General features: G+C 59.3%; 15 protein-coding genes and 2 pseudogenes. 4 read left to right on the plus strand and 13 right to left on the minus strand.

What is annotated here, in order from left to right; all coding sequences use genetic code 11:
• Positions 1–7: 7 nt before the first annotated feature.
• The 3 genes from A3AY_RS0113110 to A3AY_RS0113120 form a co-directional block, all read right to left on the minus strand.
• Positions 8–307 carry a hypothetical protein gene (locus A3AY_RS0113110; RefSeq protein WP_018326119.1) on the minus strand — a complete coding sequence of 100 codons (300 nt, stop codon included), beginning with the start codon at positions 305–307 and terminating at the stop codon, positions 8–10.
• 82 nt (positions 308–389) lie between these two features.
• Positions 390–662 (minus strand): SPRY domain-containing protein, encoded by a 273-nt coding sequence (locus A3AY_RS0113115; RefSeq protein ID WP_154663290.1) that lies wholly within the window; start codon positions 660–662, stop codon positions 390–392.
• 65 nt (positions 663–727) lie between these two features.
• Positions 728–1,354 (minus strand): TetR/AcrR family transcriptional regulator, encoded by a 627-nt coding sequence (locus A3AY_RS0113120; RefSeq protein ID WP_083925963.1) that lies wholly within the window; start codon positions 1,352–1,354, stop codon positions 728–730.
• Positions 1,355–1,902: 548 nt separating this feature from the next.
• On the opposite strand from A3AY_RS0113120, the gene A3AY_RS0113125 reads away from it, so the two are divergent.
• Positions 1,903–2,307: a nuclear transport factor 2 family protein gene (locus A3AY_RS0113125; RefSeq protein ID WP_018326122.1), complete on the plus strand. Its 405-nt coding sequence runs from the start codon at positions 1,903–1,905 to the stop codon at positions 2,305–2,307.
• Positions 2,308–2,370: 63 nt separating this feature from the next.
• On the opposite strand, the gene A3AY_RS39160 is transcribed toward A3AY_RS0113125, so the two are convergent.
• From A3AY_RS39160 to A3AY_RS0113145, 5 genes and pseudogenes are all read right to left on the minus strand, one after another.
• Positions 2,371–2,532: a hypothetical protein gene (locus A3AY_RS39160; RefSeq protein ID WP_018326123.1), complete on the minus strand. Its 162-nt coding sequence runs from the start codon at positions 2,530–2,532 to the stop codon at positions 2,371–2,373.
• Positions 2,527–2,730 (minus strand): annotated as a pseudogene (locus tag A3AY_RS41470) (winged helix-turn-helix transcriptional regulator); the annotation flags it as partial. The pseudogene A3AY_RS41470 and the gene A3AY_RS39160, both read right to left, overlap by 6 nt.
• Positions 2,731–2,916: 186 nt before the next feature.
• The gene (locus A3AY_RS0113135; RefSeq protein WP_018326124.1) at positions 2,917–4,209 is read right to left on the minus strand and encodes a DUF763 domain-containing protein; all 1,293 of its coding nucleotides are present in this window, start codon (positions 4,207–4,209) and stop codon (positions 2,917–2,919) included.
• A gap of 242 nt (positions 4,210–4,451) precedes the next feature.
• Positions 4,452–6,563 carry a catalase gene (gene katE / locus A3AY_RS0113140; RefSeq protein WP_018326125.1) on the minus strand — a complete coding sequence of 704 codons (2,112 nt, stop codon included), beginning with the start codon at positions 6,561–6,563 and terminating at the stop codon, positions 4,452–4,454.
• Positions 6,564–6,832: 269 nt separating this feature from the next.
• Complete coding sequence (locus A3AY_RS0113145) at positions 6,833–7,393, minus strand: DNA-3-methyladenine glycosylase (RefSeq protein WP_051108348.1); 561 nt, start codon at positions 7,391–7,393, stop codon at positions 6,833–6,835.
• 236 nt (positions 7,394–7,629) lie between these two features.
• Between A3AY_RS0113145 and A3AY_RS0113150 the strand changes: the two genes are divergently transcribed.
• The 3 genes from A3AY_RS0113150 (at position 7,630) to A3AY_RS0113160 (ending at position 10,241) form a co-directional block, all read left to right on the plus strand.
• Complete coding sequence (locus tag A3AY_RS0113150; protein ID WP_018326127.1) at positions 7,630–7,887, plus strand: type II toxin-antitoxin system VapB family antitoxin; 258 nt, start codon at positions 7,630–7,632, stop codon at positions 7,885–7,887.
• Positions 7,887–8,273: a type II toxin-antitoxin system VapC family toxin gene (locus A3AY_RS0113155; protein ID WP_018326128.1), complete on the plus strand. Its 387-nt coding sequence runs from the start codon at positions 7,887–7,889 to the stop codon at positions 8,271–8,273. The genes A3AY_RS0113150 and A3AY_RS0113155 overlap by 1 nt, the downstream gene beginning before the upstream one ends.
• 201 nt (positions 8,274–8,474) lie before the next feature.
• Positions 8,475–10,241 carry an SLC13 family permease gene (locus A3AY_RS0113160; protein ID WP_018326129.1) on the plus strand — a complete coding sequence of 589 codons (1,767 nt, stop codon included), beginning with the start codon at positions 8,475–8,477 and terminating at the stop codon, positions 10,239–10,241.
• Positions 10,242–10,265: 24 nt separating this feature from the next.
• Here A3AY_RS0113160 and A3AY_RS41065 read toward each other — a convergent pair whose 3' ends face one another.
• The 5 genes and pseudogenes from A3AY_RS41065 to A3AY_RS41475 form a co-directional block, all read right to left on the minus strand.
• Positions 10,266–10,394: a hypothetical protein gene (locus A3AY_RS41065; protein ID WP_018326130.1), complete on the minus strand. Its 129-nt coding sequence runs from the start codon at positions 10,392–10,394 to the stop codon at positions 10,266–10,268.
• Between the two features lie 262 nt (positions 10,395–10,656).
• The gene (locus A3AY_RS0113170; RefSeq protein WP_018326131.1) at positions 10,657–11,355 is read right to left on the minus strand and encodes a class I SAM-dependent methyltransferase; all 699 of its coding nucleotides are present in this window, start codon (positions 11,353–11,355) and stop codon (positions 10,657–10,659) included.
• A gap of 72 nt (positions 11,356–11,427) precedes the next feature.
• Positions 11,428–11,685: a hypothetical protein gene (locus A3AY_RS0113175; RefSeq protein ID WP_018326132.1), complete on the minus strand. Its 258-nt coding sequence runs from the start codon at positions 11,683–11,685 to the stop codon at positions 11,428–11,430.
• A 49-nt stretch (positions 11,686–11,734) separates the two neighbouring features.
• The gene (locus A3AY_RS0113180) at positions 11,735–11,980 is read right to left on the minus strand and encodes a hypothetical protein (protein ID WP_018326133.1); all 246 of its coding nucleotides are present in this window, start codon (positions 11,978–11,980) and stop codon (positions 11,735–11,737) included.
• Between the two features lie 210 nt (positions 11,981–12,190).
• Positions 12,191–12,444: pseudogene (locus A3AY_RS41475) on the minus strand (helix-turn-helix domain-containing protein); the annotation flags it as partial.
• Positions 12,445–12,549 lie beyond the last annotated feature (105 nt).

A 12,549-nucleotide genomic window follows, 5' to 3' on the forward strand; every position in this document is an offset into this window, starting at 1 on the left:
TGCAACTTCACGACATGCGTGCCATCCCGCTGACGAGTATTCCCGCAAACAGGAGCGTCGACAGGCTCTGTACCAGCGTAACTATTCCGAGCCAACGAGGCGGCTCGCCGAACCAGCAGTAGATACCGTTGCAGATGTTGGAGACCAGGTTTCCGGCACCGAGGACCAGTAGGCCCAGAATGGCTCCAAGGTTGGGAAAGAAGCCGCCGCCTGAAGGACTCACGATCAGGAAAGTGCCGAGCAAAATGCCGCCGCACGCCGCTAAGACTGAAAGGAAAGCACAAACAGCAAGCGCGAGACTTCTCATTGACCAGACGATCCACCGATTGAGAGGTTATGGGCGAGTCGATCATGGGGACGAGTGATGCGTTGGCTGGGCATCGCACACGTCAACGAAGTATCGATTCAATTTTAAGTTTTGCGATCAATTGGGTTGGAAGATCGCCGCTTATTGTGGGCGCGTCGGCTTTAGCAAAGGCCATTTCGCCTTCCTGCCACGCATCGTATTCCATATCGATGCGCATCCCCACGCGGTCGAGTGCTGCCCAGGAGAAATCTAGGCCGCCGCCTTTCCGCACCGACCAGCCTGCAGCTGCCAACGCTTCGATGACCGCTCGCCAACTTTCCTCCGACATTCCGGAAAGACAAATCCGATCAGACATTGCCATTCCTTCCATTTTGGTGACGAAATGATTTTTGACCGAGCGCGCAAGTCCTGGGCAATCCACTACGGACCGTCCCGCGGCGTCACCGCCATTTTCAGGGCGCGCATGAACAAGCGGGTATTATCTTCAAGGCCGGAACCACCAGACCACTGCGTGTGCTTGATCCCATCCATTGCAGCGACGATGATATTCGCTAGTTGAGCAGGCCGGGCCTGCAGTGGCGCAAGATCGATTTCCTTGCGCTCTATGGCGACAATCAATTTCTGTGTCAGCATGCTCAACAGCTTTTCCCGCGCGGCCAGCGTGATATCCGCAGCCAAGGCCATATTCGCCGCAAACAGCTCTTCGGCATCGGCACTGCCGCCAAAGGGCGCGATCAACTCCCGCTGAAAAACCCCGATAGCCGCTTCCACGCGATCTAGAACGCTACCCTGACCATCCAGCATCGCTGCAACGTTATCCAGTGTCAGGGCATGGGCTCGCATTGAACCGGCCCGAAACAACTCTTCCTTGCTTTTGAAGCTCAAATAGAGCGACGCGCGTGAGATTTTGGCCGCGCGCGCGATGTCCGCCATGGAAGTCTTGCGAAACCCAAAACGCACGAACACCGGCAAGGCGGCATCCAAAATCTGTCCGGTTTTTTGATCATTCCCAACCACTTGGTCAGCTTGACACTCTGTATCCACCATGTCAATTGGATCACTAGACAAATATCGTTTAAGTGTCTATCGTGGCCCGCCAGGCGCCCTATGAGGAGTTCCCGTGAGAATTGTCCCCGGCTACCCGAACGATGCCATGGTATTCTCACAGGCATCGGCGGCGCGGCCAGCGGCCAGCGGTTTTATCGGCGGGAAGTTTTTCTGGCTCAAGGATTTGGTGACGATTCTTGCACATTCCTTCCCCGACCATGCCTCCCGGCTTCCGTGCGGCGAAATCCCGGCGAGATCGTCAGGGCAACGGCGCCATCCGATCCCAATGCACGAACGATTGTCCACGAACTCAACCGCGATCGAAGTGCCAGTTCAGCAAAGGCGAAACGCCTGCTGAACTGGCGCTCCCGCCCAGAAGAAGAGTGCATCCGCGCCAGAGACCAAAGCCTCATCGACCTGGGATTGGTGGGCTTGGGGTACGACCTACCAATCCCGATTCACTGTGCCATCACCCCGGTGACGGCACATGGCCCCCCTTATCCCGCACTAAATTTGAGCGATCTCTTGCTTCTAGATGGAGAATCTACATGTCAACCCCAGCCACCGACGTAACGTCGCCAGCCAGTGAGGCTAATCTTCTTCGCGAAACGGAACGCGCCCGACTTCGCGCCCTGGTCAGCGCTGATGTTGTTCGGGCAGAACAGCTTCATGCTCCGGACTTCCAGCTGATCACGCCAATCGGTGCGGTTCTTTCAAAAGACGAATACCTGGGTGCGATCGCCTCCAGGCAAATCCGGTACCTGACGTGGGAGCCCGCCGACATTGCCGTGCGCCTATATGGCGGCGCTGCAGTCATTCGATATCGCGCACAGCTTGAAGTCGTCTTCACCGGGCACCAAGTTCCCCTCTGCGAATACTGGCACACGGACACCTATGAGCAACACGACGGACGCTGGTTGGTCGTCTGGTCGCAAGCCACTGCCATCAGGTAGCCAGTGTCTCGATGGTGGTAAGGATCCTGCCGCCCCATTCGGATCATTTGCGGTACTCGCTATTTAGGGCGCTTGCCGATCCTGAACTTTGAGAAGCTTGGCCGTCGCCCGAGTCAATCCCCCGTCGTTCTCGTCGGCCACATCGATCTCATCAATGAGATAGTCGCGGCTGCTCCAGCGAGCCCCGCCCGGAACCCTGCCCTTCGGTTTGTCTTCATTGCCCATGTCGGTCAGCGCGTACCCACCCTCGGCGGCCGCTGGCGATAGACGGTTCTGGTGACTATACCGTCCTTCTCCAGCTCCTCAGTTGCTGGATAAGCATCTTCTGGTTCACCGTTCGCAGCGCCTTTCGAGTTCGGAAAAGCGGGACCGGCTGGCCGTAGCGGTCGCTTGGAGATGACGACGCAGCGAAGCAGCTTGTATGGGGATGGTGAACGAGGTCGGATTCGATCCGGTTGATGGCGGCCCCCTCACCCACACACGTTATAGCTGAACTTGCAATCTGTCGAAATGGAAGTATTGTTGCGGACTGTGCTCGACCTGGGAACGGCAATGCGATCTATTGAGGGGAACCAAATACTTCGGATCGAAACTGACCCCTTGCCCTTTCTAAATCCCGATTGACTTGCTCGAAGAGGGCTTGGCCAATGCCTCGTCCTCGACGGCCGGCTCCCACCCGAATACGCTGCGACCGCCGAACAGCGCGGAGTTGTGGAACTCCCCGGCAACGATTTCCTTGAGGTCGGGACCCGTGACATATCGTTCCATTTGTCGGCATTGATCGTCCAGCCGCTTCAGCGCCTGCAACTCCTCGTCGCGTCCAAGCCGGCCCTTCCGCACCGCCGATTTCATGACATTGATCGTCTCGTCATAAACCTTCAACGGCACAGGAAACGGGTGGCGGTCCTTGCCGCCATGCGCCAGCGAGAAGCGCGCCGGATCGGAAAAACGGTAGGGCGCGCCATGCACGACCTCGGCCACCATGGCCAATGCCTTGACCGTCCTTGCGCCCACACCCGGCGTCAGCAGCAGGCTCTCGAAATCCACCGGTCCCCGGTCGGCTGCCGCTGCCAGGTTGCCGTACAGGCGGCGCATGTTCACATCGCCCTGGCGTACATCGTGATGGGCCGGCATGACGAGGTGCGGCAGCATCGGCTGCGCTTCGATCACCGACGCGCCCTTCGGCGCGAGCTCCGCCTCCAGCGCGCAAACCTCCCGGACGATCCTGTCCGGCCCCAGGGACGCGAGCAGGTCCAATTGCCCTTCGCGCGACTGGACGGCGCGGCGGTCGGCAAGATTGACGATCTGTCCCTGATCGCGGCCCTCGATCGCAGCGTGGGGAGAGTCGACGAAGCTCGTCAGCCCTTCGGAGAGCCAGTGATAGCGCCGAGCCTGCCGCAGCCCATCGTTCATTCCCTGCTGGACCACCACCCATTTGCCGTCATTGGTGACGATGAAACCATGCAGATAAAGGTCGAAGCCATCCTGGACGGCGGCGCTATCGACCTTTGCGACGAGCCGGCTCGTGGTCGCGAGCGCCAGGCCGTCGATGCCGACACGGTCGCCGATGGACGCCAGTTCATCCGGAGTTTTGCGCGATTGCGCCCCACGTCCACCGCAGACATGGATACCAAGCTCGCCGGACAGCGGTGTCAGGCCGCGCTTCAACGCGCCGATCACGCTGGTGGTAATGCCGGAAGAGTGCCAGTCCATCCCCATGACGGCGCCAAACGACTGGAACCAGAACGGGCTTGCCAGCCGGCGCAAAAACTCATCGCGTCCGTAATGCTGGACAATAGCCTCGGTGATCACTGCACCAAGACGTGTCATCCGGTCGCCGAGCCATTTCGGTACGCGTCCGCCATGCAATGGAAGATCAGCGCTGCCCGCCCGCTGTGTCAAAGAATCGTCTCCGATTGGCCTGCCGAGAGGTTTAACGGAATCAGCGTCAGGATCCATATCAATTCGCTGGCGCGAACTCCCAACATCATATGGACGTTAAGGCGACCGTTCACAGCTTCTTGCTTAAAAATGGCGAACCCTTAAGGCCAAAACGGCAGGGAACATCGGCCGCCTTTTCCGGCTGTGGGCAACCTTAGTCCGAATAATCTCCATGAAAGACTCCCGTCATCACCCTGCTTCCTTTACAGTTTGACCGCCATCTCGCGGCTCCAGAGACGGAGCCTGCGGCAGGACTGGATGAAGCTGGCTATCCCCTTGGGATTATCCAGACCTATCAGGCCTTCGTCTGCTTCCGGATCGACCCCCGCCTTCTGCAACAACGGGGCGGCGCCTGAGGTGAAGCCGATGAACTTGCAATGAGCGAAGGCGTCGGCGACGAAATCGCGCGCTGCGGCCTCGCCCGTCAGCCGCTCGGCTCCTTCTTCGGTCAGGATCAGTGCCACCGCATCGAACAGAACCGATGGCCCCCCGTCGATCATGTGCCTGGCCTCGACCCAGCTTCCGTCGGCCGCCTCGACGCCGCCGACCTTTGGCGCGACCACTTCCATCACGGCACCTTCCTTTTCTATCGTCGTCTGTAGTTTCTTCAGCAGCGCGGCATCGGCGCCCGGACTGACAAGCACGCCGACCTTGCGACCGGCGAAGCTGTCAGGACCGTTTTTGATAATGCTAAGCGCCGGCGAAGCCGGCAGGTCGTCGCGCGGTCTAACTGCCGCATCCGCAGGCTCGGGCAGCTGCTCGATCCCCAGCTTGTCCGCAACGGCTGCACCAAGGGTTTCATCGACGTTGAGGAGATGCGATACCATCCGCTCGCGGATGACCGGATTCTCGCACTTGCTGAGTTCGAAGGTCAGGGCCATCACAATGTGCCGCTGTTCCGTTGCCGTCTGGCTGATGAAGAACTGCCGCGCCTGGCTGTAATGGTCGGCAAAGCTCTCAGCACGCAACCGCGCCCTTTGGCCTTCCACCTGGTCCGCGAATGCCGGAAAGCCCTTTTGCGGGCTCTCCCTCGGACCTTCGTTCCATGAATTCGGCTGGTAGTTCACGCGGCCGACCGGATTGCGCATCGCCATATGGCCGTCCTGCTGGAAATGCGCGAACGGGCATTTTGGCGCATTGATCGGTATGTGCGTGAAATTCGGGCCGCCGAGCCGCTTCAGCTGCGTGTCGAGATAGGAGAAGTTGCGGCCCTGCAGCAGCGGATCGTTGGAGAAATCGATACCGGGCGGAACATTTTGCGTCATGAACGCAACCTGCTCGGTTTCGGCGAAGAAATTGTCCGGCATTCGGTCGAGCACAAGGCGACCGACCGCGACGGGTGGGAGGATCTCTTCCGGGATGATCTTGGTCGGGTCGAGGACGTCGAAGTCGAAGTTGTCGGCGAATTCCTGGTCGAAAAGTTGAAGGTTGAGCTCCCATTCCGGAAAGTCGCCCGACTGGATTGCGTTCCACAGGTCGCGACGATGGAAATCCGGATCGGCGCCGTTGATCTTGACGGCTTCGTTCCACACCACCGACTGCATACCGAGCTTCGGCTTCCAGATGAACTTGACGAAGGTGGATTCGTCCTTGGCGTTGACCAGCCGGAAGGTATGCACCCCGAAGCCCTGCATGAAGCGGAAGGAGCGTGGAATGGCCCGGTCGGACATGACCCACATGACCATGTGCATCGATTCCGGCGTCAAGCTTATGAAGTCCCAGAAATTGTCGTGCGCCGACTGAGCCTGGGGAAAGGCACGGTCCGGTTCGGGCTTCACGGAATGGATGACGTCGGGGAACTTGATTGCATCCTGGATGAAGAAGACCGGAATGTTGTTGCCGACCAGATCCCAGTTGCCTTCCTTGGTGTAAAACTTGACCGCAAAACCGCGCACGTCGCGAGCAAGATCGAACGAGCCTTTGGAGCCGGCTACGGTCGAAAAGCGTACGAAGACCGGCGTCCTCTCCCCCGCGCGCTGGAAGATATCGGCGCGAGTATAAGCAGCCAGTGAATCGTAAGTCTCGAAGAAGCCGTGTGCACCATACCCACGGGCGTGCACGACGCGCTCGGGGATGCGCTCATGGTCGAAATGGAATATCTTCTCGCGAAAATGAAAGTCATCGATGAGCGCGGGCCCGCGCTCGCCGATCTTCAACGTATTCTGGTCGTCGGCAACCGGCCCCCCTTGCGCCGTCGTCAGTACCGGCACATCCCCCTCTGCAATCTGGTGAAGCTCTCCGCCGCTGCCGCGAACCAGCTTCTGGTCGTGGATTGTCGCAAGCCTGTCTGACGTCTTTCCGGGGCGCCGGGCCATGTGCTTTCCCTCCATGAAGAGTGTGGGTCGAACCCCCACAACGTCATGATGGCCAAATCGTTCCTCAGCAATCTGGTTCGCAAATCACGTCCGTTAAGAAGCCATTTCGGCGCGTCTGCGATGTAATTGAAGAGCAGCGCTGCCTGCCCGCGGTGTCAAAGAATCGCCTCTGACTGGCGTGCTGAGAGGTTTAATGCCGAGTTGCCCACAGGGCTCATATCAATTCGCTGGGCGAACGCCCAACATTACACAGGACTTAAGGCGACCGTTTATAGCTTCTTGCTTAAAAATGGCGAACCCTTGAGGCCGAAACGCCAGGGAACATCGGCCGCCTTCGTGATGCCGATACGCGGTCCAGTGGTGACCGTCTGCGGCTCCACTGGAATGGTGAGACGAAGGGGGTCGTCAGCCAAAAAGCAACCGTTGAGATCACCGGTCACGGCGAGCGCCTGGCAGACACGTCCGGGGCCGGAACAGAGCAGAACCGGATTGTCCATGCCCCGCCTCAACCGCATCAGGTCCAATCCTGCCGTCGGCTCCAGCGCGCGGATCAGGACGGCGCTCCCCGCCCGGCAAACGAAATTCAGGCACCAGTGGATGCCATACGACCGGTAGACATAGAGGCTTGCCGGCGGACCGAACATCGCCCGATTTCGACGGGTTGGCCCCTTGTAGCTGTGGGACGCCGGGTCTTCATCCGAATAGGCTTCCGTTTCCACGATCAGACCGCCGACGCCGGCAACGCGGAATGCCGCTCCGATCAAGTCGACCGCGACAATGTGTGCCGGGCGATCGAAAAACGAATTCATCCAGTTTCGGTCGCGTTGCATTGATGGCAATCCGTATTGTCTGGCAACCGCACCAAGCCAAGTATAGCCCTTTGCCCTGCGAGGACCTTGACCGTCCGACTGAGCGATTTCAAGGCGATAATGCTGGCAAATACAGCGGCGGATTACGCGCGCGGCCGCGAGGCCAAGTTGCCGTTGCGCGCGCTTATCGGACGCATTGACCAAATTTCTTTTCCACGGTAGAAATATGGAAAAAGGTAGAATATCGGAGTCTCCTCGTGTCGCTGAACATCAAAAACCCGGCAACCGTCGCTCTCGCCGACGAACTCGCGCGCCGCCTGGGCATCAGCAAGACCGCGGCGATTCATCAGGCATTGAGCGAACGTCTGCATCGCCTGGGGTACGGCGATGTTGCCCAGGAGCGCCTGCTCGGCGAACTGCGTGCAATCCGGGAGCGGGTGAACCGACTGCCCGAACTGGACAACCGCAGCGATGAAGAGATCATCGGGTATGACGAGCATGGAATTCCCAACTGATGGTGATCGATACCTCCGCCATCGTGGCAATCCTGTGTAACGAGCCGCAAGCGGCCAAGCTCGAAAGAGCGCTCGTCGCCAGCCGGGTTCGCCTCGTCCCTGCGACATGTGTGCTTGAGGCGCGCATGGTGCTGGTCAGCCGGCGCGGCGAACATGCACTGGCGGAAGTCGATCTTTGGCTTAGCAAAATCGAGGCTGACATCATCCCGGTCGATGCTGATCTGGTCGATTTGGCGACTCGGGCCTGGCTGATCTACGACAAGGGCCGCCAGCCCGCGGCCTTGAATTTTGCCGACTGCTTTTCCTACGCTTTGGCAAAGCGTGCCGACGAACCGCTGCTCTTCATCGGCGGCGACTTTTCCCAGACCGATGTCGAGGCGGCGTAGGCCAATAACGACCTGGCTGAATTCGTCCCCTCCCCTGCTTTGCCCGCGCAATTGCAGGACCTTACCGATCGTGCCCCGCGTTTATGTCGAGGCGGCGAGCTCGCTAAGCGTCCGTCTCGGCTTCGATTCTCAGAAAATTGTCTCGCCTTCGCATCCTTCTGCTGCTTCGGGCGTTTACGGGCACCCACCAGGATATAAGAAATGCGCATCGACCAGTGGCTTTCCCTTCTCGTCATCGCCTTAATGATGGCCGCTTTTGTATGGGGACGCTATCGACACGACGTCGTCGCCGCTGGCTCGCTCCTCGTCGCAATAGTGATCGGGATAGTGCCTGCGAAGGAGGCTTTCTCGGGATTCGCGGACGATATCGTCATCATAGTTGCGAGCGCGCTGGTCGTCAGTGCGGCAATCTCGAGGTCCGGAATTATGGACATCGCACTCCGGCGGTTCTCTCCTGAGAAAAGCGGGCCTCGAGCTCGGCTGATCCTCCTCGTCGGGATTGTCGCGGTGCTATCCGCATTCATCAAGAACATCGGTGCGCTCGCGATCATGATCCCCGTGGCAATCCAGATGGCACGCAAGTCCCGCGTCTCGCCCTCGATGTTCTTGATGCCGATGGCCTTTGCCTCCCTGCTCGGCGGCCTGATGACGCAGATTGGCACGTCGCCCAACATCATTGTTTCCCGCGTCCGAGAGGAAATCACAGGGCAGCCGTTCACAATGTTCGACTATACGCCCGTGGGCGCGGCACTCGCGCTCGTCGGGGTCGTGTTTTTAGGCATCTTCTACAAACTCCTGCCCGAGCGGGTGCGTGAGGAAACCTCGATGGACGAGGCGGTGAAGATCAACAACTACACGACGGAAGCTCGGGTCGTCGCATCGTCCGCGGCGGTTGGAAAATCCATAAGCTGGCTTCAAAAACCTGCGGGCGGCGACGCGATGGTTACCGGCATCATTAGCGAGGGAGGCGCTAGGCGTACGCCGCTTCCTGACATGAGCCTCAAGGAAGGCGACCTTCTAATTATTGAAGGTGAACAGGCTGCATTGGACAGGATCGTGACCGAGGGCAGGCTCCGTCTCTCAGAACGCACGCACGACACCGAAAAAGGAAAAGTCATCAACGCCGTTGAAGCTATCGTAGGCGAGCATTCGCCTTTGATCGGGCTGAGTGCCAAGGAGGTCGCTCTCTTCGAGAGCACGGGGTTGAACCTTCTGGCGGTCAGCCGGCGCGACATGCGGTTCACTGAGCGTCTCGGCGAAATCAAGATCCGCAACGGCGATGTCGTTGTATTGCAAGGCGACTTGCAGAAACTGCCTGATCTTCTGCGCGAATGGGGCTGCCTGCCACTTGTGGCGCGCGATTTGAAACTCGGCAGAGCCCGCAACGGGCTCATTCCCATTCTCATCCTGGCGGCAACAATGGTCGCGACGGCGTCGGGGGGCGTGCCCGTCGCGACCGCGTTCTTCGCGGCCGCCTTTCTGATGGTCGTGACGGGATCGGTTCCCCTGCGCGAGGTCTATGGTAACCTCGATGCTCCCATTCTTATCATGCTCGCTGCCCTGATCCCGATCAGCGACTCCTTGAGGACAACCGGAACCACCGACATTATAGCCGACCTGCTTTCTCGGACGGCGGAGGTGCTGCCGCCCTACGGCGCGCTCGCACTCATCCTGGTGGCGGCAATGGCTGTCACACCATTCCTGAACAACGCTGCAACCGTGCTCGTCATGGCTCCGATAGCCGCCACTTTTGCAGAGAAGCTGGGGCTCCAGCCCGACGCATTCCTGATGGCCGTCGCCATCGGTGCGGGATGCGACTTCCTCACCCCGATCGGCCATCAGTGCAACACCCTGGTTATGGCCCCGGGCGGCTACCGCTTCGGCGACTACGCCCGTCTTGGTCTTCCGCTTTCGCTCATCGTGCTGCTCGTCAGCGTGCCGCTGCTCATACTGGTCTGGCCTATTTGAGCAGCAAACGCTCCTGTAGAACAGCTACTCGATTACGAGTGCCGTGGCTGCGACGAAAAATGTGGAGCCAAGCAAGATTACCGCGCCGATGGCGATGCTCTGCATCATGATCAGGCGCCTCGTACGCTTACCATCCCAGTCGTAGGTCATCATCGCGTCTCAATGAAGAGGGTCACTTGCCGGCGGGCAGTGGGGTGATCAGTTAACGGGAGTAGACAACACAAAATTGAAGCGGTCAAGCGGAGTGCCGCTCAGGTAGTCCTAGCAACATCGGCACAGTGGTTATGTCCTGGCCGTATGGGGATCGATAATCGCGAGGCTTACGAAATCCTGACGCAAGACATCATCGGCCGCCAGTTGGTCAGCAAGCGGCCGCGCGGCCAGGTTTGCCACTGGACGGGGGCTGGCCTTGCCCCTACGCCAGCGGTGACGGCGCTGGCGAGCGCTCGTAGGATTTGCGTAACTTAATGACCTTGAAAAGCCCGCAGGGAGCTGATGATAACCAATCGACCAGCTCAACGCACGGCTGTCTGTCGATCCACCCCAAGAGACGCTGAGATCGAAAGGCCGCGCTCCACCCGATCGCCTCGACAAAAGGCGCCATGATCCGCTCGGCAAGACCGACGACCCCGGCCCCGTCACCGATCTTGCCGGCAATTACGATCGTTCCCTCCGGCTTCACGACGCGAAGGCATTCGTCGAGCGCGGCCTCCGGATCAGGCAAAAGGGTGAGAACGAAGGGCAGGATCACGACATCGAAGCTATTCGGCGGGAATTCCAGGCATTGGGCGTTGCCGACGCGCAAGTCGACCTGATCAAGGCCCTGAGCGGCAATCTTTTCTCTGGCTCTCGCCATCATCTCATCGGAAATGTCTATGCCCGTGACGTGGCATTTCCTGGAGTATTTGGGGAGCAATAGCCCTGTTCCGACCCCGATCTCCAATACGCGCCCGCTTTCCGCCGAGGCCAATTCAATGATCTTGCCATGAGCATCCGCCAGGATGCCGGCATAGAGGCGGTCATAGACCGGAGCCCAGATCCGGTAAGCGCGTCGCTGCCGCTCGATCAGATTGTCTTGGCTGCGGGAACGAGCTGCGCCGGTCACGGGTAGCATCCTCCGAATGATCCTTGGAGAGCGGTAGCCATGGCGGGTCTCGCCGCACAGCGACCCTCGGGGCTGCGTCGATCATCGTTCAATGAACTTGTTGAAGCGGCTGGTCTCACCGTCTTTCGTTTTGTCCTGGTAGAGGAAGGCCAGCTTGTTTTCGTCGAAGATCTTGAAGAACTCCTCCCAGCTGATTTCGTCGAGGTCTTCTTCCTTTTCGCCAAAGTCGATGCGAAGGACACCGCCCTTTCCTCTCGTGCGGATTACGGAGGGCCGACCGCCCCGCGATTCCGCCCACGCCCGGATTGTCTTGTGGTTCGTTGTTTCGGAACTGCTCATCGGTTACTCCTAGAGATGATGGCGCCCACGCGGTTGCGCGAGGCAGCCGTTACAACAGAAGATTCCTCTTCTTCCAGTCGCGATAAGGTGCAAGTAGCTGGCCGGGAAAGCGTCGTTCTATCTCGACTTCGATCAATGCTATTCGTGCAACAATCTCGGCTTGGTCAGCGCCTTCAGTGTCCTCACTCACCGCCTCCAGTGTGCTCATCGCGGTAAAAACCTCGTCATCCGTCATTGCTTCAAGTCGGGAAGCGAGTTCTGAAACCGGATCATTCAGCAGGTTATCTGCGGCCATCGGCGTTTCCCGTCTGCGAAACCTACCAACTTTCGAATGACGGTTTAAGTTCCACGTCCGGAGTCAGGCTTGCTGCTTTCGCAACGCAAGGCATCGTCATTCGGAACCGGCGCTTCGTCCCGTGCTCGCCGATTGGGACTCGATCAGCTGGAAACGTCACGGTGGCACAAGGACAGCCGCTCGCGATTCCTGGCGATCAGCTTAGGCCTCGGCGTCAAGCCATGAATGCCTCCGAAGGCTGAGCTGGGCGTTGAACGGGAACACGACCAGACCGTGCTCCTCGGAAAGCTCTGGCTGTGGATCGAGCTCAAGAGCGCATTGAGGACGCAAGAACCCGGTCAGAGATCCCGATACGCTCCTTGGCGTCGCACAGTGAGCGAAACAGCTTTCCACTTGTCGACCCCACCTTCGCTTGGACCAGGCGCGCGTCCGGCAAGACCTGCAGGCGTGACGTCGTCCTGCAGCCTCCGTCGCGTTGAATTGCCACGCGCAGAATGTGCAAATCCCCGTGTCTTTCGCGAGCATTGCAAAGCAGCATCAGACCTGACGCACCTTCGGCTCGAGGACAG

Source organism: Rhizobium giardinii bv. giardinii H152 (assembly GCF_000379605.1).
GTDB lineage: Bacteria > Pseudomonadota > Alphaproteobacteria > Rhizobiales > Rhizobiaceae > Pararhizobium > Pararhizobium giardinii.